Raw genomic sequence first — 23484 nt, 5'->3', positions numbered from 1 at the left:
TCAGCTCATGCCTCTCCTTCCCGAGGAGTCTCAGATTCACGAGAGTGCCCAGGGTCCCCGCGCCACTTCGGCCCCCAGCGGCCGCAACGCGCCGACCCCCCGCCCCGTACCCGGCCCGCGTCCCGCGGCGCCGCCGCGACCCGGACGCCCGGGCCCCGCACGGCCGATGCCGCCCGCGCAGCGCACGTCGCGCGAGTCGGTGTCCGCCGCCAAGCCGGGGCCTTCGGCTCCGGCCGCCCCTGCAGCCGTGCCGGCCGCGCCCGCCCCGGCGGACGCGACCGAGCAGCCGCAGATCCAGCTGATCCCGGCTTCGGTCGAGGGTGCCCTGGACGCCGCGGAGGAAGCCGTCGACCTGCTCCTCGACTCGGGCCGCGCGCCCGGCGAGGTGCTGGTGATCACCACCGGTGACCCGCACCCGTGGGCCACGCACGAGCTGTCCTTCGGCGACACCGCCTACTGGGCGCAGCACGACGCCGGTGACGACGTCTTCTACGCCGACGCCGGGGCCGCCGAGCGCGCTTCGAAGCGGCCTGTGGTCGTCGTCGCACTGAACGGCGGTGCCGACGAGGCGGCCGCCACCGCTCTGCCTCTCGCCCTCGGCCGGGCGGGCGCCCTGCTGATCGTGTGCGGCGACCCGCAGCGGATCAACTCCCTGCTGGGTGCCGGAGTCTGACACGCCGCGCGCCGGCTGTCCGGACCGTTCGACGGTTCCGCGGGCGGCCGGCGGCGCCGTGTGTCTGCGGCCCGTGTCGGCAGGGGCTCGTGCCGGCAGGGCTCGTTTCCGCGGCAGCTGTCAGCGGGCAGCCGCGCGGCGCAGTACCTCCGACGCGGCTCCTCCTGCGCGCGGCAGTGGCGGCTCGCTGCCGCCCTCGTACGCTTCGGGCGTCGATCCAAGGCTCGGGCGCCTGCCACCGCGCCCTTCGCCGAGTACCTGCCAGCCGTCCCGTGTCATGGTGATGTACGCCCCGCAGCGCAGCCCGTGAAGTGTGCACGCATCCCGCAGCCCCCACATCCAGGCACCGTCCTCCTCCGTCCAACGCGCTTCGCCCTCACGGCAGTAGAGCAGCACGGCCGTTCGCACCGGTGTACGGCGTCGGAGGTCGTGCGGGATGACCCGGCGCAGGTGCGTGAGCAGCGAGTTGCGAAAAACCCAGCCGTCCGCCGCGCTCGCGCGCCGGGTGAACGACGCGCTGGCCCTGAGTCGCTCCTCCGTATCGAGAACGGCCACGACGGCCGTCTGGGGCTTGGGGCGGTGCCGGGCATGCAGACCGCTGACGACCTCGCGCGGATTGCGCAGCAGCGGGATCCCCGCCGCGGCCCATTCCGCGGGTTCGAGCATCCTGGCGAGTTGGTTGACGGAGTCGGCGGACATATCGGCACGCGTCGATGACGTCGACAACGATGCCGCCGAGGACGGAGCGAATCCGAAGGTCACGGTCCTCCCTTCGGCTACGCGCCCACACTGCGGGCGGGGTCGGACTGCGGGAGCGCACCGCGGCACAGCCCTACCGGACCACGATCGAGCCGCGCGGGAGCGCCTCCAATTCTTCCCTTCGCACTGGCTTGCGGCAACGAGCAATTGAGGCCGGGGGCCGGTATCTGGGGAAGCGTCGGCTATATCCCTGCCCAATGCCGCCGCCTGCGACGCCAGGATCACGCCTTTACGGCCAGGACCAGCGGTAACACCGCCCGACCTCGTTGATCCGGGCGCCCGGGGAATGGAATCAAGAAGAGCTCGGCGCCTGGTGGGACACACTCCGAGCGGCCGGGTGGAGGGGGCCGGCGGTGATCATCACGGCGGGGGATTGGGCCGTTGTCAGTGGTGTGGGGTTGCATGGGGGCATGAGTAACCAGGAGCTGCGTGCCGAAGCCGACGCCATCCTCGCTGAGCTGGTCGGCGATCCGGGGGGTTCGGCACGCCTTCGGGAGGATCAGTGGCAGGCGGTGGCGGCCCTGGTCGAGGAGCGTCGCCGTGCTCTTGTCGTGCAGCGCACCGGCTGGGGCAAGTCGGCGGTGTACTTCGTGGCCACGGCTTTGCTGCGGCGGCGTGGGTCCGGTCCCACAGTGATCATCTCGCCGCTGCTCGCGCTCATGCGTAACCAGGTCGAGTCCGCGGCGCGGGCCGGCATCCAGGCGCGCACCATCAACTCGGCCAACCCCGAGGAATGGGACACGATCTACGAGGAGGTCGAGCGCGGCGAGACCGACGTCCTCCTCGTGAGTCCGGAACGCCTCAATTCCGTGGATTTCCGCGATCAGGTCCTGCCCAAGCTCGCGGCCACGACGGGACTGCTCGTCGTCGACGAGGCGCACTGCATCTCCGACTGGGGCCATGATTTCCGGCCGGACTACCGCAGACTGCGGGCCATGCTGGCCGAGCTTCCCGCCGGTGTGCCGGTACTGGCCACCACCGCGACGGCGAACGCGCGCGTCACGGCGGACGTCGCGGATCAGCTGGGTACGGGAGCCGGCGAAGCGCTGGTGCTCCGCGGCCCCCTGGATCGGGAAAGCCTGCGCCTGGGCGTCGTCGGCTTGCCGGACGCTGCGCACCGTCTGGGCTGGCTCGCCGAGCACCTGGACGAGCTTCAGGGCTCCGGCATCATCTACACGCTGACGGTGGCCGCGGCCGAGGAGGCCACGGCCTTCCTGCGCCAGCGCGGCTTCAATGTGGCCTCGTACACGGGCAAGACGGAGAACGCCGACCGGCTCCAGGCCGAGATCGACCTCCAGGAGAACCGGGTGAAGGCGCTGGTCGCGACCTCCGCGCTGGGGATGGGCTTCGACAAGCCGGACCTGGGATTCGTGATCCATCTAGGCTCGCCGTCCTCACCGATCGCCTACTACCAGCAGGTGGGGCGTGCGGGGCGTGGCGTGGCCCACGCCGATGTGCTGCTGCTGCCGGGCAAGGAGGACGAGGCCATCTGGCGCTACTTCGCCGATACGGCCTTCCCGCCCGAGGCGCAGGTACGGCAGACCCTCTCGGCCCTCGAGAGTGCGGGTCGTCCACTGTCGGTGCCCGCCCTGGAGGCGGCAGTCGATCTTCGGCGCAGCCGCCTGGAGTCGATGTTGAAGGTGCTGGACGTGGACGGCGCGGTCAAGCGCGTCAAGGGCGGCTGGACGGCCACGGGGGCCGACTGGGTGTACGACTCCGAGCGCTACGCGTGGGTGGCCAAGCAGCGGTCGACCGAACAGCAGGCCATGCGCGACTACGCGAGCACGTCCCAGTGCCGGATGGAGTTCCTGCGTGAGCAGTTGGACGACGAGGGTGCGGTTCCGTGTGGCCGCTGCGACAACTGCGCGGGGGCCTGGGCCGATTCCTCGGTTTCGGCGGAGGTGCTGACGGGGGCGGCCAGGGAGCTGGACCGCCCGGGGGTGGAGGTCGAGCCGCGCCGCATGTGGCCGACGGGGATGCCCGCACTGGGCATCGACCTCAAGGGGCGCATCCCGGCCAAGGAACAGTGCTCCACCGGGCGCGCCCTGGGGCGGCTCTCGGACATCGGCTGGGGCAACCGACTCCGCCCGCTGCTGGCCGAGAACGCGCCCGACGGGCCCGTCCCCGACGACGTCCTGAAGGCTGCGGTGGCAGTCATCGCCGACTGGGCGCGCTCGCCCGGGGGCTGGGCGCCGACTGTTCCGGACGCCTCTGCCCGACCGGTGGGAGTTGTCGCCGTGCCGTCCCTGACCCGGCCGCAACTGGTCGGTTCGCTCGCCCAGGGAATCGCGACCGTCGGCCGCCTCCCCCTCCTGGGCACGCTGGCGTACACGGGGCCGGTGGACGTACACCCGGTACGCCGCAGCAATTCCGCCCAGCGCCTCCGGGCGCTGTCAGGCAGCTTCACCGTTCCTGACGACCTGGCCGCCGCCCTGGCCGGCGCTCCCGGCCCCGTCCTGCTCGTGGACGACTACACGGACTCCGGCTGGACCCTCGCGGTCGCTGCGCGGCTGCTCCGGAAGGCAGGGAGCGAGCAGGTCCTGCCGTTGGTCCTGGCTGCGGCGGGCTGAGGCATGTGACCACTCAGGGCTGAGCCTCACCCGACCACAAGGGCGGGGGACCTCGCCTGGCTTCGGTGTGTGCCTCACACCTGAAGTTTCCGCCTGTGTCCTGCCGCTGACCCGGCGTCGGCGTCGGCGTCCTGGACCGAGGTGCCGTGCCCAGCAGCGCTTGTTGCAACCGGCATTGGGTGACTCGACCTCGAAGCCTCCCCGTCACCCGTCGCACCGGCGGGCGCCGGGCCCTCCCGTCGACAACGGCCAACTCGCCCGGGACAAGCATGACCTGATGGGTCGCTTCACGCGAGTGACCCGCCTGGCCTGTGGACAACTCCTGTCGTGTCCCTGATCCGGGTTATCCACAGGTCAAAACGGAATCTTGAGATTCGCGCCATGGTCGTCTCATGACGAATCACAGCGAAGCAGCCGGCGCACCCGGCACGGAACAGATCACCCTGCGCAACCCGTCCGAACTGGCCGAAGCGCTCCCGTACTTGCTCGGGTTCAAGCCCGAGGACAGCATCGTGCTCGTCGCCCTGCACCGCGGACGCTTCGGCGGTCGCGTGCGACTCGGAATCCCCGAGCGCCCCGGCGACTGGCCATCCGTCGCGGAAGAGATGGCCAAGTGCCTGATCAGCGGATGCGAGCGCAAGGACGGAACGCCTGACGGCATCGTTGCGTTCCTGTGCCGGGATCCGAAGACCACCGAGACCGGGCGGCAGATCATGGAGCGCCTGCAACCGCTGGCACAGATGCTGCGTTTGGGGTGCGGCCGCCTCGATGTGCCTGTGGTCGAGGCCCTCTGCATCTCCGACGATCACTTCTGGTCGTACAGCTGTCCGGTCGAGGAGTGCTGCCCGCCCGACGGCACACCTCTGGCCGCGACCGGTACGTCCGTCACGGCGGCCGCGATGACTTATGCGGGCATCCAAGTGCGGCGCCCGCTAAGGGAGGTGAGGGCCCGGCTCACGCCATGGCAGACGGCGGCCGTGCCACAACAGGAGCACGCGCTGGACGCCGCGGCCATGGCTCTCGTCCCCAGGATTCTCGCCGGAGCCCCGCGCGCCGAGGTCGCGGACGAGACGCTCGATCTCGCACGGCGGGTCTGGAGCCGTTTCGGGCACCGGCCGACCGCTGACGACACACTGGAAACGGATCTCAGGGACGACGAGCAGCTCGCGCACGACGAGGCGGCCAGGTTGATCCTCGGCCTCCAGGACCGGCTGACCCGGGATCACGCGGCCGAGTGGATGGAGGGCGATGAGGCGCCGCTGGCTCTGCGCCTCTGGCGAGCTCTGGCCCGGCGCTGCGTGGGCCCGTACGGCGAGCACGCTGCGGCGCCGCTGACGCTCGCCGGCTGGGTCGCGTGGTCCCTGGGTGACCGCGTGGAGGCCGGCGAGGCGTTGGACATGGCTCTGGCCGCGGATCCCCGGTACGTCTTCGCCCGGCTCCTCATGGAGGCGTGCAGCGCGGACCTGGATCCGGAGCCGGTGCGGCGCAGCCTGCGCAAGACACGGGACGAGCGGGGCGCGACGCCGTCCGAGGCGAATTCGGAGAGGGCCGTTGCCGGAGCCGGGGCAGGAGCGGCGGCAGGTGCGGGAACCGGTGCCGATGCCTGTGTCAACGGCGACGGCGCCGCCGGCCGTAAGGGCGCAGGATCCCCTGGGCGGCCGAGTGCCGAGAACTCTCGGGAACCGGCCGAGGATCGGGTGACGCGGGCCCTGGAGGCCGCTCTGCGCCGGCGCGGATCGCGTCGTGCAGGTGCGGGCAAGGGACCTTCCCGGGCCGGGCCATGCGCCCCGGCGACCGCAGGGGCGTCGCCGCGTGGGTCGGCAGGGGACGAGGCGGGACGGATGAGTACCGACTCGTGGCGCAGGTCCCGTGAGCCCGCCTCTGTGGCCGAGCGGGCACCGACCGGGGCGGGGGAGTCGGGGACAGGCATGGGGCTTCGGCTGCTCGGCTTCCTGCGCCGCGGGCGTGACCTGGGGTGGGGCAGGCCCGTTCACCTCTGTGGCACAGCCTCTGACCGGGCCGCGGCGCCGTCTCCCCGCCGACCCTTCGGAGCGCCATCGGCGCCTCGCGCGCGCCCAGCACGGAAGGAGCCACCCCATGCCGTCCCCCGCGTCGTCGAGCGTGTCCGCCGTATTGACCTGCGCCGTCCCCGTGGCGCTCGCCCTGGAGAAGGACGCCCCACCAGGTGTCGGCGTCCCTCCGTGCGAGACCGGTGCCACTGGTCGTCCGGGGGCGAGGCGGCGGTGATGCCTTCAGCCGCACGAGCGCCGGAGCCCGAAGACTCGTTCAAGGGCTCCTCCGAGAGCCCTTTGGAGGACTCGTTCGTCGACCGCCACGTCGGAGGTGAGGGCCAGGCCCGTGGAATCGCCGTGGGGACCTCGCCTCCTCCACCGGCTGGGGCATCGACCGCGCCCGTTGGAGCGGTGTCCGCGGCGTTGGGTCTGGGTGCGCCATCCGAGACCGCGGGACCGCCAACCGTCGTCGCGGGAGCGCCATCCGCTCAAGCAGTGGCGTCGGCGATCTCCTCAGCGCTCTCCCCCGCCCGCCGCAAAGATCCGGCTCCGGCTCGACCCGCTACCCGCAATGTTCCGCCGCCACCTGCGCACGCCGGTCGCGCGAACACCCCCGCTCCCCGGCGCTCCGCGGAGCTGCCGCCGGCACATACGACGCTGATCTGCGTGGCGCTGCCCTCGCTCGCGATCTCCTCGCAGCAAGGGCAGTTGACGGGCGACGGACTGGAGGGGGTCTACCGTGCGGGGCGCCGGTTGTTGTCGCGCTGCTTGCTCCGCGTGGCGGGGCGCGAGCCGATCGCGGTGCAGGCCCGCATGGTCGCCGCCGACCGGGCCCGGTTCGTGGCGACGCTGAGACCTGTCGTGGACGGCGGACCCGACCCGGACATCATGGTCGAACGGATCCGGCATGCCGACGGCACGGAGCGGATCACGCTGCGCAGCTCGGCCACCCGACCGCTGCGACTACCGGTCGAGGTCGCACTCGGTACGGATCTGGCCGAGCTGGGCGCGGTGGCGGCCGGACGGCCGGGGCGTGAACTGTCCGCCACCGTCCACGACTCCGGCATGCGGTGGTCGTCGTCGGCAGGTCACGCCGTCGTCACCGCCACCCCGCCACCCTGCGACGCCCTCGCCTCCGCCGGGCTGCTGCGCTGGGAGTTCGATCTGCCTCCGGGCGGCACCTGGAGTGTCGAACTACGGGTACGGGCCGAGGGCGGGGCGGCGAGCAGGCCGGTAGGGCATGGCACCGTACGCCCGCTAGCCGCGGCGGAATCGGCTGGGGACGACGCACGAGTGGGCCCGCTGCTGAGAACCTGCGCAGAGGACCTGCACGCACTGCTGCTGCGCGACCCGGCGTACCCCTCAGACCTCTACTTCGCCGCCGGCGCGCCCTGGCGCTGCGGTCTGGCTCCGGCCGAGGCGTTGGCGGCCGCGCGGATGGCGCTCCCTCTGGGGACGCGGTTGGCCGCGGGCACGCTCAGGGCCCTCGCTCGGACCCAACTCTCGGGAACGGGACGGGAGTCGGGGATGATTTCCGGCCCGCTGAGAGACGCCGGCCCGCATCTGCCTCCCGGCTGCACCGGAACCGAAGCGACGCTCCTGTTTCCGGCGCTCCTCGCGGAGGCGAGACGCTGGGGCCTTCCCGAGCAGGAAGTCGCAGAGCTGCTGCCCACGGCGGAGCGCTGCCTGCAGTGGCTGCGGGCCGCCGTCGGCGACGGGGCGTACCTGGCGGACCCCGGCCCCGGAGGGCCATTGCGTTGTGAGACCCAGGCGAACGCCCACCGGGCCGCTCTGCTCGGCGCGGATCTCCTCGACGCCCATGGCCGACCCGGCGCCGTGGAACTGCGCCAGTGGGCTGAAGCGCTGCGGACGAGGTTCAGGGAGGACTTCTGGGCCGAGGACCGTGGAGGCGGCCGGCCCGCCGCCGCCCGCACGCCTGACGGGCGACTCCTACCTCACCTGGGCAGCGCCGCGGCCCACCTCCTCGACACAGGTCTGCTCGGCGGCGGTCTGATGGCGCCGGGCCTCCTCGACAAGGTGCAGACGGAACAGCTCGCGCGGCTCCTGGGCGGTCCGGCGCTCGACTCGGGGTGGGGTCTGCGCAGCCTGGGCGTACGGGAGGCGTCGTACAACCCGTTCGGGCACCGTGGCGGAGCCGTGCGGGTGCAGGAGACGGCGCTGGCCGTGGGCGGCTTGGCCGCTGCGGGCTACGAGAAGGAGTCGAGCTCGCTGCTGCGGGGCGTCCTGTCCGCGGCCGAGGCCTTCGGGTTCCGGCTACCCGAGATGTACGCGGGGGAGCAGCGTTCCGAAGGGGGTGCCCCGCTTCCGCATCCGGCCGCCTGCAGACCCGCGGCCACCGCCGCGGCGTCAGGGGTGCAGCTCCTCACCGCCCTCGTCGGGATCCGGCCGGACGCGCCTGCCGGGACGGTGACGCTCAGACCGATGCGCAGCGCACCCCTGGGGGAGATCGGACTGGCCGGGCTGCGGGTCGCGGGCGCCCCGTTCTCGGTGCGGGTCAGCAGGCTCGGTCTCGCCATGGTCGAGGAGGCGGCCGACGGGCTGCAGTTGGGGGTGTGACCGGCGCGGACGTGAGTTCGGAAGATCGCCGGGGTCCCACCTCGGGGGCTCCGAAGAAGGCCTTGATCGACGATCGCGAAGGGAGTGTTTATCGTCAGGAAGACGACTATGATCGCGGCATGTCGCCCTACGACCCGTCGGCCTTCCCGCCCTTCGCAGTCACCGTCGACCTGGTCGTGCTGACCGTGCGCCGTCACGCGCTCTGTGCGCTCGCGGTGCGGCGAGGCGAACCGCCGTTCCAGGGGCGTTGGGCACTCCCCGGCGGCTTCGTCCGGGACGACGAGGACCTGTCGTCGGCCGCGGCGCGCGAACTGATCGAGGAGACCGGGCTCTGTGCCCATGATCCCGCGGACCCGGACCAGGTCGGCGGCGCGCACCTGGAGCAGCTGGCCACCTACGGCGACCCCAAACGTGACCCTCGTATGCGCGTGGTCAGCGTCGCTCATCTGGCCCTGGCGCCGGATCTGCCGGCACCGCGTGCGGGCGGCGACGCGCACAGTGCGCGCTGGGCGCCCGTGGAGGACCTGCTGAACCAGAGCGGGTACGGGCGCGAGGGTGAGCAGGCGGCACCCCTTGCGTTCGACCATGCGCAGATCCTGGCGGACGGCGTGGAGCGCGCCCGCTCGAAGATCGAGTACTCGTCACTCGCCACGGCCTTCTGCCCGCCCGAGTTCACGGTCGGTGAGCTGCGGCGCGTGTACGAGGCGGTGTGGGCCGTCGCGCTCGATCCGCGCAACTTCCACCGCAAGGTGACGGGCACCCCGGGCTTCCTCGTGCCCACCGGCGGGACCACAACCCGCCAGGGCGGCAGGCCGGCCCAGCTCTTCCGGGCGGGGGGCGCGACGCTGCTCAACCCGCCGATGTTGCGCCCCGAGGTGTGACCCGGAGCTGACAGGGCCTGACCTCCGGGCTCTGCCCGCCCGCGCCGCGCAGGTGACACCCGAGGCCCCACCCTGCCCGAAAAGTCAGAAATGTCGGGTTATCTTGCTGTGGTACCCACGGGGTTCGTCCGTCCCCGCTCGGCGGACGGGCCCTGGCCGCCGAGCGGTCGCACATCCTGCGAGAGAAGCGATGATCCAGGCCTTCGGACTGACAAGCAATCCCCGCCAGGAGCTCCCTCCCGCTGTCGACGACGTGTCCTTCGAGGCGCCGACGGGTCGCGTCACGGCGCTGCTCGGCGCCCGCGCGTCCGGCAAGACGACGGCGGTCCGGCTGATGCTCGAACTCCAACAAGGCCGTGGAATCACGCATTTCAGAGGCCGCCCCCTGCACCGCATCCCCCATCCCTCCCAAGAAGTCGGCGTGTTGCTCGGCGAGGTCCAGGGTCATCCGTCCCGCACCGTACGCGGACAGCTGCGTATGTTGTGCGCGGCCGCAGGCGTGCCGGTGCAGCGTGCGGACGAGGTCCTCGAAGTCGTCGGCATCGTCAGCCTGCGTGAGCAGCGTCTCGGCACGCTCTCGCGAGGCATGGACCGGCGCCTCGGCCTCGCCTGCGCGCTTCTCGCGGATCCGCACACGCTCGTCCTCGACGGACCCGCAGACGGCCTCTCGGCGCGCGAGGGCAAGTGGCTGCACGGCATCCTGCGGGCCCACGCGTCGCTCGGCGGCACCGTGCTCTTCACCACCGACGATGCCAAGGAAGCGGCGCGGACGGCTGACCGCGTGGTCACCCTGGAGGCGGGACGCGTCATCGCGGACCAGGGCGTCGCGGACTTCTCCCGTACCAGGCTGCGCCCCCGCGTCGCCGTCCGCAGCCCACATGCGGCCCGGCTCGGTGTCCTGCTGGCCAAGGAAGCGCGCGCGACGCAGCGTTCCGTCGAGGTCGTGAACGAGGACGGCAACCGGCTCTCCGTATACGGCAGTAACTGCGCGGACATCGGCGAAACCGCATTCCGCCACAGCATCCTGGTCCACCAACTCGCAGACGAGGTCGGGGATGCGGGGCCTGCGGTGAGCGTTCCGGCGCGGGCGCGCACTGAAGAAGTTCGGGAAGCGGAGCCGATCGTGCTCCAGTCGACAGTCGCGGATGCGTCGTCCGTGGCGGACACGCCTCTTCTCGCCATGGAGCCGTCGGAAGAAACCGCCGCACCGTCGGCGCTGGCGCAGGCAAACGCTCCCTCCGCTCAGGAACCCCCGCAGTCCATGGGCACCTTCGTGCCGCTCCCCGCCGACGCGGACCTTGGCGGCGCCTCCTCCTCGGCCTCGGCGCCGCCGTCCGACGAACCGGGCCCCCCGGTGTCCAGAACTCGCTCAGGCCCCGCCCCCGCCCCCGCCCCTCCTCCCTCCCCCCTCCCACCCCCCATCACGATCCACCCCGCACCCAGCCCGCTCCGTCCGCTGCGTTACGAGGTGCGCCGGGCGACCGGTATCGCCACCGGTTACCTCACTGCGGCTGCCGTCCTCGTCGCCTCCGCGATCGTCGCCGTTCTGCTCGCGCGGACCGGTCACACCTCGCAGGCGCACCTGCTGGCCGCCTGGCCCCAGGAGCTACCGCTTCCGCCGGCTGCCCTGGGCGCGGGGCTGCTCGGCGCCTTCGCGTTCGGCGACGAGTTCCGTCACCCCGCGCTCGCCGCCGACCGTGGCACCGTCCCCCGTCGCCTGGGGCTTCTTTGCGCGAAACTCGTTGTCGCAGCGGCCATCGCCGTCTCGCTGGCCTTCCTCGTCGTCGCCTCCGACGCGGTGCTGCTCCACCTTGTATACGGAGAAGAGCTCACCAAGGTTCCCGCAGACTGGCTTTCGACGAGCGCGAGTTGGCTGGCGCTCGTCGTGGGCTGCGCCTGGGCAGGGGTGCTGGCCGCGGGTGTCTTCCGGTCCACGACGGCCGGGCTGGCCGCTGTACTCGCCGTTCCGGTCCTCGTCGTGCCCCTAGTACAGAAGGCCTTGGAAGGACCATCTGTGCGAACGGCGGCGGGACTTCCGTCGAGGCTTCGTGATCTGGCGCTCGTGCACTGGCCGTTCGGGGCGGAGCGATTTCTGGCCGCGGGACTGCGGATGATCGCCCAACCTGTGGGCAGTGCGCTGATGTTGTCGCTGACCGCTCTGCTCTGCGCTTATCTGCTCACAGTGCTGCGTCCCAGGGCTCGATGACGTCCGTCAGGCGCCTTCTGGTCCGGCCTCGCGCACAACTCCCCGAGGAGCGCTCATTTCCGTCCGATAAGGCGTCAATTGCGACGGGGTAAGCGATCACCCTTTCGTGTGCTTTTCACCAAAGACCTCAAGGGACTTGGGGACGGCGCCGACAACAGATCCGTGAGTACCCTTGCGCACACCATGATGACCGCCGCCCGCTCCGCCGACTCCGGCCTGGCCGGCCCGGGCGAACTCGACCGTTACCCCTATGGGGAGGCGCACGGCGCCGACCGTGTGGGCGCCCCTGTGTGGGATGTCGCGGACCAGGACCTCGGCCGGATGGGGCGGCGGGCCGCCGGTAGCCGCGGACGCGGCCTGCACGGCCAACTCGTCCAGCAGCTGGGCCAGATGATCGTTTCTGGGGACCTCGGTGCGGACCGCCCGCTCGTGCCTGAGGAGATCGGCCAGCGATTCGAGGTGTCCCGCACCGTCGTCCGCGAGTCGCTCCGCGTCCTCGAGGCGAAGGGCCTGGTCAGCGCCCGCCCCAATGTCGGCACCCGCGTCCGCCCCGTCAGTGACTGGAACCTGCTCGACCCGGACATCATCGAATGGCGCGCCTTCGGTCCGCAGCGCGACGACCAGCGCCGCGAGCTGAACGAGCTGCGCTGGACGATCGAGCCCCTCGCCGCGCGGCTCGCGGCCGGACACGGCCGTGAGGACGTCCAGCAGCGGCTCACCGACATGGTCGAGATCATGGGGCACGCCCTGGGGCAGGGCGACCCGATCACGTTCGCCCGCGCCGACGCCGAGTTCCACTCCCTGCTCATCCAGCTCGCGGGCAACCGCATGCTCGAGCACCTGTCCGGCATCGTCTCCGCCGCCCTCCAGGTCTCCGGGGGACCCGTCACGGGCTGCGACCGCCCGAACGAGGTGGCTGTCGCGCACCACGGCCGGATCGCCGACGCCCTCGCCGCGGGCGACGGCACGGGCGCGGAGGCGGCCATGCGCCAGCTGCTCACCGTCCACCCCGATGTAGAACGTGTGGTCCCCGCGCCCCGCGAGCACTGACGCGTTTCTCGGCGATCCGGTGATCCGGCGCCTCGGCGCAGGCCCTCGGTGCTCGATGCACCTCACGGTCCGGATGCGCCCACCATCTGTTCCGCATGTGTCGCCGGATCGCGCCTGATCCCCTCGGGACCCGGCGCGATCCGGCGACACATGCGTGGACCATGGGTTCCGCCGGGTCGTGCTGGGTACCAGAAGAGTGGCCATGTTTGACCGTATGTATTAGTTTTTGACCGCTTACGGGGTGTGACTCGGGCCACGCAGATTGGGCGTAACGCTCCTCGGAACAGCGCGATGACCTAAGAGGTGACAGCCGAGGAGGGAATACAGCCGCCGCGTTCGGCGCTGTGCATCTCCCCGGCCCCGCCCGCGCCGTCGGCCCATCCCCAAGCCGGCGGTCGTCGGCTCCGGTCCTCACAGGACGGGGCCGGAAGCCGTTTTCCAACGTTCCGAGAGGTTGTTCGTGTCGGCCAGCACATCCCGTACGCTCCCGCCGGAGATCGCCGAGTCCGTCTCTGTCATGGCGCTCATTGAGCGGGGAAAGGCTGATGGCCAGATCGCCGGCGACGACGTGCGCCGTGCCTTCGAGGCCGACCAGATTCCGGCCACTCAGTGGAAGAACGTTCTGCGCAGCCTCAACCAGATCCTCGAGGAAGAGGGTGTGACGCTGATGGTCAGTGCCGCGGAGCCGAAGCGCCCCCGCAAGAGCGTCGCAGCTAAGAGCCCTGTCAAGCGCACCGCCACCAAGACCGTCGCCGCCAAGACGGTCACGGCGAAGAAGGTCGCTGCCACGGCCACCCCCGAGTCCCCGGCCGTCGAGGCCGAGGCTGAGGACGCCGAACCAAAGAAGGTCGCAGCCAAGAAGACGACGGCCAAGAAGGCCGCCGCGAAGAAGACCGTCGCCAAGAAGGCGACGGCGAAGAAGACCGGCAAGAAGGACGACGAGGTCGACGACGAGGCCACCGAGGAGACCCCCGGTACGGCCAAGGCCGAAGGCGAGCCCGGCGAGGAGGGCGCGCAGGGCTTCGTCCTGTCCGACGAGGACGAGGACGATGCGCCCGCGCAGCAGGTCGCCGCGGCCGGCGCCACCGCCGACCCCGTCAAGGACTACCTGAAGCAGATCGGTAAGGTCCCGCTGCTCAACGCCGAGCAGGAGGTCGAGCTCGCCAAGCGCATCGAGGCCGGCCTGTTCGCCGAGGACAAGCTCGCCAACGCCGACAAGCTCGCGCCGAAGCTCAAGCGCGAGCTGGAGATCATCGCCGAGGACGGCCGCCGCGCCAAGAACCACCTCCTGGAGGCCAACCTCCGTCTGGTGGTCTCCCTGGCCAAGCGTTACACCGGCCGCGGCATGCTCTTCCTGGACCTGATCCAGGAGGGCAACCTCGGTCTGATCCGCGCGGTCGAGAAGTTCGACTACACCAAGGGCTACAAGTTCTCCACGTACGCCACCTGGTGGATCCGTCAGGCCATCACCCGCGCCATGGCCGACCAGGCCCGCACCATCCGTATCCCGGTGCACATGGTCGAGGTCATCAACAAGCTCGCGCGCGTGCAGCGTCAGATGCTCCAGGACCTGGGCCGCGAGCCCACCCCGGAGGAGCTGGCCAAGGAACTCGACATGACCCCGGAGAAGGTCATCGAGGTCCAGAAGTACGGCCGCGAGCCGATCTCCCTCCACACCCCCCTGGGTGAGGACGGCGACAGTGAGTTCGGTGACCTCATCGAGGACTCCGAGGCGGTCGTGCCGGCCGACGCGGTCAGCTTCACGCTCCTCCAGGAGCAGCTGCACTCCGTCCTCGACACCCTTTCGGAGCGCGAGGCGGGCGTCGTCTCGATGCGTTTCGGTCTCACCGACGGTCAGCCGAAGACCCTCGACGAGATCGGCAAGGTCTACGGCGTCACGCGTGAGCGGATCCGTCAGATCGAGTCCAAGACGATGTCGAAGCTGCGCCACCCGTCGCGTTCGCAGGTCCTGCGCGACTACCTGGACTAGAAGCGCGACCGCCCGGACCGGTCCGGGCGGTGGGTGCGTCATCGAAGGGCCCGGCTCCCCTCAGGGGGCCGGGCCCTTCGATGTGCTCATATGCATGACGCACGAGGTTCACTCACGCTGGGTGTGTCGATACCACTCAGAGTGAGGACACCGAATGCGTCGTCCCTTCGCCCGAACGCTGTTCCGGGCGCCTGTCCTGCTGGCGGCGGCGGCCTTGCTGCCCCTGGCTTCCCCCGCCCCTTCGGCCGCGGACAGTATCGTCATCGGAGGCCGGTCGGTCCGGGTGGCCGACAGCCCGTGGATGGTGGCGCTCTCCAGTCGTGACCGGTTCGGGGGTACCCGGTCCGGTCAGTTCTGCGGGGGCGTCGTGGTCGGGCGGTCGACCGTCATGACAGCCGCCCACTGCCTGAGTCCCGAGGTCCTGGGCGCCGCGGTGCGCGCCGTGGGTGACCTCAAGGTCATTGCGGGGCGTGACGACCTGCGGACCGAGTCCGGTGCTGAGATCCCCGTTCGCCGCACCTGGGTCAACCCCGACTACGACCCCGAAACCAACTCCGGTGATGTGGCGGTCATCACGCTGAAGGCGCCGCTGCCCGAGAGGTACGTGATCCCGATGGCGGGGGCGGGGGACTCTGCGTACGCGGCCGGGACCGACGCCGCGGTCTACGGCTGGGGCGACACCACGGGGGCCGGTGACTACCAGAACACGCTGCGGGCAGCGGACGTGCAGGTCCTCGGTGACTCCGCGTGCGAGGCGGCCTATCCGGGCAACTCCGAAGGAAGGTTCCTAGCTCGCACGATGCTGTGCGCGGGGAAGCCGCAGGGCGGGCGGGATGCCTGCCAGGGAGACAGCGGCGGCCCTCTCGTGGCACACGGGCGTCTGATCGGGCTCGTGTCTTGGGGGAGCGGCTGTGGGCGCCCTGGGACCCCTGGCGTCTACGCCCGGGTGTCGGAGGCCATGCGTGTCATGCCGAAGCCTGTCTGACGCCCTCAGGGCGCCTCATGGGCATATGTCGTGCTGATGCGAGGACGGGCGGCCCCCCTGTGGTGCAGGGATGGCCGCCCGATCACCGGCCCGGGCCGGAGCTGGCTCGTCGTTGTGCGAGGCGTCAGCGTTCCTCGGTTTCGGCGCTTACCGGAGCGTCGGTCAGGCGCTCCGTCTCGTCCTGTATCTCAGCGGCGATCTTCTTGAGTTCCGGCTCGAACTTGCGACCATGGTGGGCGCAGAAGAGCAGTTCACCACCGCTGAGGAGCACGACGCGCAGATATGCCTGGGCGCCGCAACGGTCACAGCGGTCAGCGGCCGTCAGTGGGCTCGCGGGGGTCAGAACAGTAGTCACGTCGCCTCTTCTCTAGCTCGACGAGCTGTCGTACCAGGGTCAACATCCAACCAGGCCGAAAACGTTCCCGCTCGTGGCTTTTCCTCGAAAAATCTTTCCGAGGGGCTGTCTGCTGCCGGTTGGCGGCGAATGTGCCGTATTACGTGTCTTACGTGTCTTACGGGTTCGCGCGTTCCGTCAGGGTCGGTCCTCGCCGACTGGCTTGTCGGTTGTTCATGAGGACGTGCCCGGAGCCTAAATGGTTCATGCGCCGAAGGGAACGTGATGTGTGCTTCACCCCATCGAGGGATCGAACACGCATACGATGCTGGACTAGTCTGGGCGGAGGCGAGGGTTGCGTTACAACGGCTCTACCAGGCCTCGGTACCCTCTGAGCGGCGACCGAAGCCGACCCCTTACCCAAAAGGGTTCCAACTGAAATTCAGCGAGGAGCGAACTGCGTGACCGCCGAAACGTCCGTGCCGTCCACAGCGCTGCTGACCGGAGCAGGCGGCATCGTGGACAAGGACAGTTCCAACTACACCGCGCGGCACCTGCTCGTCCTTGAGGGGCTCGAGGCCGTACGCAAGCGCCCTGGCATGTACATCGGGTCGACGGACAGTCGTGGCCTGATGCACTGCCTCTGGGAAATCATCGACAACTCCGTCGATGAGGCCCTCGGCGGCTATTGCGACTACATCGAGGTCATCCTCCACGACGACGCCTCCGTAGAGGTGCGGGACAACGGCCGCGGTATCCCCGTGGACGTCGAGCCCAAGACCGGACTCTCCGGAGTCGAGGTCGTCATGACCAAGCTGCACGCGGGCGGCAAGTTCGGCGGGGGCTCCTACGCGGCCTCCGGCGGCCTGCACGGCGTGGGTGCCTCCGTGGTGAACGCGCTCTCCGCGCGGCTCGACGTCGAGGTCGACCGTGGCGGGAACACGCACGCCATCAGCTTCCGCCGCGGCGTCCCCGGCGCCTTCGCCAAGTCGGGGCCCGACGCGACGTTCGACTCCTCCGCGCGGCTCAGCAAGGTCAAGCGGGTCCCGAAGAACCGCACCGGCACGCGCGTGCGCTACTGGGCCGACCGCCAGATCTTCCTCAAGGACGCCAAGCTGTCCCTGGAGAACCTGCACCAGCGCGCCCGCCAGACCGCGTTCCTCGTGCCGGGCCTGACCATCGTCGTTCGCGACGAGTACGGGCTCGGTGACGGCGGCAGCAAGGGCGAGGAATCCTTCCGCTTCGACGGCGGCATCAGCGAGTTCTGCGAGTACCTCGCCGCCGACAAGCCGGTCTGCGACGTCGTCCGCTTCTCAGGGCAGGGCACCTTCAAGGAGACCGTCCCCGTCCTCGACGACCACGGTCAGATGACGCCGACCGAGGTCACCCGCGAGCTCGGCGTGGACGTCGCCCTGCGCTGGGGCACCGGTTACGACACGACACTGAGGTCGTTCGTCAACATCATCGCCACCCCCAAGGGCGGCACCCACGTGAGCGGCTTCGAGCGCTCGCTCACCAAGACGATGAACGAGGTGCTGCGCGCCCAGAAGCTGCTGCGTGTCGCCGAGGACGACGTCGTCAAGGACGACGCTCTCGAGGGCCTGACGGCCGTCGTCACGGTGCGTCTCGCCGAGCCGCAGTTCGAGGGCCAGACCAAGGAGGTGCTCGGAACCTCGGCGGCCAACAGGATCGTCGCGAACGTCGTTGCCAAGGAGCTCAAGGCGTTCCTGACCTCCACCAAGCGCGACGCGAAGGCCCAGGCCCGCGCCGTCATGGAGAAGGCCGTAGCTGCGGCCCGTACGCGGATCGCGGCCCGCCAGCACAAGGACGCGCAGCGCAGGAAGACGGCCCTCGAGTCGTCGTCGCTGCCGGCCAAGCTCGCCGACTGCCGCAGCGACGACGTGGAGCGCAGCGAGCTCTTCATCGTCGAGGGGGACTCCGCGCTCGGCACCGCCAAGCTGGCCCGGAACTCCGAGTTCCAGGCGCTTCTGCCGATCCGCGGCAAGATCCTCAACGTTCAGAAGTCCTCTGTGTCGGACATGCTGAAGAACGCCGAGTGCGGCGCGATCATCCAGGTCATAGGAGCCGGGTCCGGGCGGACCTTCGACATCGACGCCGCGCGCTACGGGAAGATCATCCTGCTCGTCGACGCCGACGTCGACGGCGCACACATCCGCACCCTGCTCCTGACCCTCTTCCAGCGTTACATGCGGCCGATGATCGAGGCGGGCCGCGTGTTCGCCGCGGTGCCGCCGCTGCACCGCATCGAACTCGTCCAGCCGAAGAAGGGCCAGGACAAGTACGTCTACACGTACTCGGACCGCGAGCTGCGCGAGACGCTCCTGGAGTACCAGCGCAAGGGCGTGCGCTACAAGGACTCGATCCAGCGTTACAAGGGTCTCGGAGAGATGGACGCCGACCAGCTGGCCGAGACCACGATGGATCCGCGTCACCGCACGCTGCGCCGGATCAACATCGGCGAGCTGGACGCTGCGGAGCAGGTCTTCGATCTGCTCATGGGTACGGACGTGGCGCCGCGCAAGGAGTTCATCAGCAGCTCGGCCGCGACGCTCGACCGCTCCCGCATCGACGCCTAGGACCGACCCGGACGCCGGCTCCACCCGTGGGTGGAGCCGGCTGATCCACCCACGATCCACCCCAGCTCCGATCCCGTGAGCCGGCCTTTTCCGTAACTTCGAAGACGTTGCTCGACGACGCCGCTCGGCGTCGTCCGGCGAAGTTCTCGAAACCCTCGAAATCCTCGAAGTCACGGAAAGTCGGAGGCCGCCATGTCCGGGCTCACCAATGTGCTGGTGATCATCGCCGTCGTCGTGCTGGTGGTCGTCCGTCAGTTCAAGGCACAGCAGATCACCATGGACAAGCGCTGGTGGGTCGTGCCCGCCGTGCTCGTCTTCATGGCCCTGCGCAAGCCGGACCTCCTCGACCCCCACCACCAGGCACTCTCGGCCTCGCTCATGGGCCTTGAGCTGCTCGTCGGTCTCGCCATCGGCGCCGGCTGGGCCTGGACCACCCGTCTGTGGACCGTGCAGGACGGCACCGTATGGAGCAAGAGCACCAAGGCCAGCGGCGCCGTCTGGATCATGGGTGTGGCCGTACGGGCCGGTCTCTACGCCGCCGGCGCGGCCTTCGGCATCAAGCAGGGCAGCGCTGCCCTCATGCTCGCCCTGGCCGCCACACTGCTCGTCCGCTCCGGAGTCCTCATCTGGCGTGCGCAGTCCCTGCAGACTGCGTCCCAGGGGGCCGGGGCGTACGGTGACGGCGTGCCCGCGCCGTCGTGGAAGGACCGTGTGTGACGCCCGGAGCCTGGACCAGCTGGCCCTCGCGGGAGGCGCTTTCCCGCGAAGGGCTCACACGCCCACGGCGGGTCCTGGCCCGCGTCGTGCGAGCGGTCGCGCTCACGGCTCTTGTGTGGACCGCCGCAGCGGAGCGTGGAGTGCACGGATGGACCGTCGCCCTGGCGCCGGTCGCGCTCATCGCCTGCGGCGCCGCTGCCTGGGGGTTCTTCCGGACCACGCTGGAACACCTGCTGTGGCCCTCCGTGGGACTGCTCGCCCTCCTGATGGGCGCGGCATTCGCCACGGAGCAGGCCGGGTTCAGAGGGCCGGCGCTCGTCCTCTGGTGCGGCTGTGCCGTCACCGCCCTTGAGCGGCTGCCCCTGGTCGCGGCCATTCCTCTCACGGCCGGTGCGCTCACCGGGTTCGCGGTCCTGAACAACGACGCATGGTTCACCACGGCGGTCACCACCATCGGGCTCTGCCTTGCGGGATACGTCCTGCGCCTCGACGCGGAGGCGAGAGGAAGCGCCCAGCGGCTGCTCCGCCAGGAGCGGGCAGCGAGGGCCGCGGAGGCGGAATCCGCCGCACTGGCCGAGCGTGCCCGGATCGCGCGGGAGATCCACGACGTGCTGGCGCACAGCCTCTCCGCCCAGCTCGTCCACCTCGAAGCGGCCCGCCTGCTCATCGAGCGGGGCGCGGATCTCGACCAGATCCACGAACGGGTCGTCGCCGCCCGGGGCATGGCACGTGACGGGCTCACCGAGACGCGCCAGGCGCTCTCGGCGCTGCGCGGTGAGCTGACGCCGCTGGAGGACTTCCTGCGCGAGCTCGTCGCCACGGACGGTGCGACGGTCTCGGTGGAAGGCGTGCGGCGCCCGCTGTCCGTAGAGGCGTCACAGACCGTACGCAGAGTCGCCCAGGAGGCCCTGACGAACGTACGCAAACACGCGCCCGGCGCGAAGGCCCAGGTGAGACTGGAGTACGGCGCCGCCGAAGTGACCCTTGAGGTAAGGGATTCGGGCTCGGCCGCGCCGGCGGGAGAGCTCACTGTCAGTGGCTCCGGCTACGGTCTGTTGGGGATGAGGGAGCGTGCGGAGCTGCTCGGCGGCACGCTCGTGGCAGGGCCGTGCGAGGAGGGTTTCGCAGTGAAGCTGAAGGTACCCGCATGAGTGGGACGGACCGGGGGGCGAACGGGAGCGATCGCGCAGCGGACTCGGGAGGTTCGCGGACAGGTGCGGCGGACGCGCCGACCGGCGCGGCGGACTCGGCTGGATCGCAGACGGGTGGGGCGGCGCGCAGGGATGCCAGAGTCGTGGTCGCCGATGACCAGACGGTCGTGCGCGAGGGCATCGTGATGCTGCTCGGGCTGCTGCCGGGCATCGAGGTCGTCGGAGCGGCCGGTGACGGGGACGAGGCCGTCGCACTGGTCGCCCAACTCGCCCCGGACGTCGTCCTCATGGACCTCCGCATGCCGCGCTGTGACGGGGCGGAGGCGACGCGGCGTATCCGCTCGGAGTACCCCGGGACCCAGGTCGTCATCCTGACCACCTACGCGGACGACGAGTCGCTGTTCCCCGCGCTCAAGGCCGGAGCCCGGGGCTATCTCACGAAGGACGCGGGCGGCGACGAGATCGTGCGCGCCGTCGAGGACGTGCTCTCCGGCGATGCGGGCCTTTCCCCGAAGATCCAGCGCCGTCTCCTGGAGCGCCTCTCGGAGCCCGCACCGGCCCCCGCGCCGGTGGATCCGCCCGACGGGATCACCGCGCGAGAGGCCGAAGTTCTGGGGCTCATCGCCGAGGGTCTCACCAATCAGGAGATCGCCCGCGCCCTCCATGTCTCCACCGCGACGGTGAAGACACACATCAACAATCTCTTCGCCAAGACCGGCCTCAAGGACCGGGCGCAAGCGGTGCGGTACGCCTATCGGCACGGCCTTGTTCAGCCACCGGGGTCGGCCATCACCTAATGGGGTGAAGGGGGATGTGAGAAGAGTCCGGGATCTTCCCGTTCTGTCCATCCTTGGGCTCGCGGCCTAAGTGGCCCGCGGACAAGGAGAGTTCGGTGGAGAAGCACGACGGGCGCGAGGTGGCGCAGACCCGGGCCGGTGATCGCGGTGTTCTCGGCGATCCCTGGTACGACGCGCTGGCCTCCGGGTGGGGCGAGCTGGACGGCACGGGGGCCCCGGCCCCGGCCGTACCTCCCCAGGCCGCGCCCCCGGAGCGGAGCGCGGCCGCGATCTATCTGGAGGTGCAGCACAGCGCCGCCTTCCAGGAAGTACGCAGCCGCTACCGGAGGTTCGTCATTCCGGCCGCCGCGGCCTTCTTCGCCTGGTATCTCGCGTACATCCTGGCGGCGACGACGGCCCCCGGTCTGATGGGCAGGCCCGTCGTGGGCGCGGTGAACGTGGCGATGCTGGCAGGGCTCGGGCAGTTCCTGAGCACCTTCCTGCTGACGTGGCTCTACTCGCGGCACGCGCGGCTGCGAAGGGACCGCGCGGCGCTCGAACTGCGCTGGGACACCCAGGAGATGACCCGAATGATCGAGGGTGGCCAGCGGTGACCGGAGACCATCAGACGCTGGCGCTGCTGCTGTTCAGCGTGTTCGTCGCCGTCACGCTGGCGATCACCACCTGGGTGAGCCGCAACAGGCACGGCTCGGCGGAGGAGTTCTACGCGGGCGGCCGGCTCTTCTCGCCCATGGAGAACGGTTTCGCCATCGCGGGCGACTACATGTCGGCGGCCTCCTTCCTCGGTATCTCGGGCCTGATCGCGCTCTTCGGCTACGACGGCCTGCTCTACTCGGTAGGGTTCCTCGTCGCCTGGCTCGTCGTGCTGCTGCTGGTCGCCGAACTCGTGCGCAACTGCGGGCGGTTCACGCTCGCCGACGTCATCGCCGCCAGGATGCGCGAGCGTCCCGTGCGGATCGCGGCGGGAACTTCCTCGGTGACGGTGTCCGTTCTCTATCTGGTGGCGCAGATGGTGGGTGCGGGCAGCCTGGTCGAGCTGCTGCTCGGCAGCACCGGCGGAGCCGTACAGGCATGGACCGTCGTCGGCGTCGGCGGGCTCATGGTCATCTATGTGTCGCTGGGAGGGATGCGGGCCACCACCTGGATCCAGATCGTCAAGGCGGTCCTGCTCATGGGCGGGGCGATCACCCTGACCGTGCTCGTCCTGGTGCGTTTCCACGGGGACTTCGACCAGCTGCTGCGTACGGCGGCGCAGCGCAGCGGGCACGGAGCCGCGTTCCTCGCGCCCGGACTGAAGTACGGCGGCGACTGGACCGCGCGGCTCGACTTCATCAGCCTGGGGCTTGCGCTCGTGCTCGGCACCGCCGGGCTCCCGCACATCCTGTCGCGCTTCTACACCGTTCCGACGGCACGGGCCGCGCGCCGCTCGGTCATCTGGTCCATCGGACTCATCGGCAGCTTCTACCTGATGACCATCGTGCTCGGCTTCGGTGCGGCGGCGATCGTGGGCTCCGACGCCGTGCGCGGTTCGAACGCGGCGGGGAACACGGCAGTTCCGCTGCTCGCGCTCGACCTGGGCGGCGGTCCGGACTCCACAGGTGGAACGGTTCTTTTCGCGGTGGTCGCGGCCGTCGCCTTCGCCACGATCCTCGCCGTCGTCGCCGGGATCACGCTCGCCTCCTCGGCGTCCGTGGCCCACGACCTGTACGCGTCCTTGCGCCGCCCGCATGCCAAGCCGCGCAGCGAGGTCGCCGTGGCCCGTGTCGCCGCCGCCGGAATCGGCGTGGTCGCGATCGCTCTGGGTCTGCTCGCCCGTGATCTCAATGTGGCGTTCCTCGTGGGCCTCGCCTTCGCCGTGGCGGCCTCCGCGAACCTGCCCGTGCTGCTCTACTCCCTGTTCTGGCGGAACTTCACCACGCGCGGCGCCGTGTGGGCCGTCTACGGGGGGCTCGTGCCCGCCCTCATCCTGGTGGTCCTGTCACCGGTCGTGTCCGGCAGCGAGACCTCGCTGTTCCCCGGCGTGGACTTCCAGTTCTTCCCGCTGGAGAACCCCGGCCTCGTCTCCATCCCTCTCGGATTCCTGGCGGGCTGGCTCGGCACGGTCACCTCGCCCGAGCCACCGGACGAGGCCAAGCACGCGGAGACGGAGGTGCGGGCGCTGACCGGGGCGGGAGCCGTCTGAGGC

16 protein-coding genes and 1 pseudogene are annotated in these 23484 nt (G+C 70.5%); 15 read left to right on the top strand and 2 right to left on the bottom strand.

Translation table 11 applies throughout. The features are described 5' to 3' along the window. The first annotated feature begins 7 nt into the window (after positions 1–7). Positions 8–673 (top strand): hypothetical protein, encoded by a 666-nt coding sequence (locus tag OG758_RS16775; protein ID WP_326710764.1) that lies wholly within the window; start codon positions 8–10, stop codon positions 671–673. A 120-nt stretch (positions 674–793) separates the two neighbouring features. Here OG758_RS16775 and OG758_RS16770 read toward each other — a convergent pair whose 3' ends face one another. Beyond that, complete coding sequence (locus OG758_RS16770) at positions 794–1435, bottom strand: hypothetical protein (protein WP_326710763.1); 642 nt, start codon at positions 1433–1435, stop codon at positions 794–796. 407 nt (positions 1436–1842) lie between these two features. Here OG758_RS16770 and OG758_RS16765 point away from each other — a divergent pair, with 407 nt between their 5' ends. The 8 genes and pseudogenes from OG758_RS16765 to OG758_RS16735 all read left to right on the top strand — a co-directional run bounded on the left by OG758_RS16765 (position 1843) and on the right by OG758_RS16735 (position 15703). Beyond that, a complete protein-coding gene (locus OG758_RS16765; RefSeq protein ID WP_326710762.1) occupies positions 1843–4002 on the top strand; it encodes a RecQ family ATP-dependent DNA helicase in 2160 nt (719 codons plus the stop codon). Between the two features lie 392 nt (positions 4003–4394). Then, positions 4395–5417 (top strand): annotated as a pseudogene (locus tag OG758_RS49070) (DUF4192 domain-containing protein); the annotation flags it as partial. A gap of 1254 nt (positions 5418–6671) precedes the next feature. Beyond that, entirely contained in the window at positions 6672–8591 is a 1920-nt protein-coding gene (locus tag OG758_RS49065) for a glycogen debranching N-terminal domain-containing protein (RefSeq protein WP_442810428.1), read from the top strand. Between the two features lie 119 nt (positions 8592–8710). Next, positions 8711–9472 (top strand): NUDIX hydrolase, encoded by a 762-nt coding sequence (locus OG758_RS16755; RefSeq protein ID WP_326710760.1) that lies wholly within the window; start codon positions 8711–8713, stop codon positions 9470–9472. A 190-nt stretch (positions 9473–9662) separates the two neighbouring features. Continuing rightward, a complete protein-coding gene (locus tag OG758_RS16750) occupies positions 9663–11678 on the top strand; it encodes an ABC transporter ATP-binding protein (RefSeq protein WP_326710759.1) in 2016 nt (671 codons plus the stop codon). Positions 11679–11840: 162 nt separating this feature from the next. Continuing rightward, positions 11841–12728 carry a FadR/GntR family transcriptional regulator gene (locus tag OG758_RS16745; protein WP_326710758.1) on the top strand — a complete coding sequence of 296 codons (888 nt, stop codon included), beginning with the start codon at positions 11841–11843 and terminating at the stop codon, positions 12726–12728. Between the two features lie 454 nt (positions 12729–13182). Continuing rightward, positions 13183–14718: an RNA polymerase sigma factor gene (locus tag OG758_RS16740; RefSeq protein WP_326710757.1), complete on the top strand. Its 1536-nt coding sequence runs from the start codon at positions 13183–13185 to the stop codon at positions 14716–14718. Positions 14719–14872: 154 nt separating this feature from the next. Continuing rightward, positions 14873–15703, top strand: coding sequence for a S1 family peptidase (locus tag OG758_RS16735; protein WP_326710756.1), 831 nt, complete (start codon positions 14873–14875; stop codon positions 15701–15703). Between the two features lie 124 nt (positions 15704–15827). On the opposite strand, the gene OG758_RS16730 is transcribed toward OG758_RS16735, so the two are convergent. Continuing rightward, positions 15828–16058 carry a DUF7455 domain-containing protein gene (locus OG758_RS16730; protein WP_326710755.1) on the bottom strand — a complete coding sequence of 77 codons (231 nt, stop codon included), beginning with the start codon at positions 16056–16058 and terminating at the stop codon, positions 15828–15830. Between the two features lie 440 nt (positions 16059–16498). Here OG758_RS16730 and OG758_RS16725 point away from each other — a divergent pair, with 440 nt between their 5' ends. From OG758_RS16725 to OG758_RS16700, 6 genes are all read left to right on the top strand, one after another. Then, positions 16499–18634 (top strand): DNA gyrase/topoisomerase IV subunit B, encoded by a 2136-nt coding sequence (locus tag OG758_RS16725; protein WP_326710754.1) that lies wholly within the window; start codon positions 16499–16501, stop codon positions 18632–18634. Between the two features lie 192 nt (positions 18635–18826). Continuing rightward, on the top strand, positions 18827–19351 hold the full coding sequence (locus tag OG758_RS16720) for a DUF1453 domain-containing protein (RefSeq protein ID WP_326710753.1): 525 nt from the start codon (positions 18827–18829) through the stop codon (positions 19349–19351). Continuing rightward, entirely contained in the window at positions 19348–20502 is a 1155-nt protein-coding gene (locus tag OG758_RS16715; protein ID WP_326710752.1) for a sensor histidine kinase, read from the top strand. Before OG758_RS16720 ends, OG758_RS16715 begins: the two co-directional genes overlap by 4 nt. A 143-nt stretch (positions 20503–20645) precedes the next feature. After that, complete coding sequence (locus tag OG758_RS16710; protein WP_372567295.1) at positions 20646–21299, top strand: response regulator; 654 nt, start codon at positions 20646–20648, stop codon at positions 21297–21299. A 95-nt stretch (positions 21300–21394) separates the two neighbouring features. Then, positions 21395–21892 carry a DUF485 domain-containing protein gene (locus OG758_RS16705; protein ID WP_326710751.1) on the top strand — a complete coding sequence of 166 codons (498 nt, stop codon included), beginning with the start codon at positions 21395–21397 and terminating at the stop codon, positions 21890–21892. Next, positions 21889–23481: a solute symporter family protein gene (locus OG758_RS16700; RefSeq protein ID WP_326710750.1), complete on the top strand. Its 1593-nt coding sequence runs from the start codon at positions 21889–21891 to the stop codon at positions 23479–23481. The genes OG758_RS16705 and OG758_RS16700 overlap by 4 nt, the downstream gene beginning before the upstream one ends. Positions 23482–23484 lie beyond the last annotated feature (3 nt).

The organism is Streptomyces sp. NBC_01474 (assembly GCF_035918215.1).
Taxonomy (GTDB): Bacteria; Actinomycetota; Actinomycetes; order Streptomycetales; family Streptomycetaceae; genus Streptomyces; species Streptomyces aureus.
Note: the sequence above shows the minus strand (reverse complement) of the source record. Positions and strands in the feature narration are given on the sequence as shown.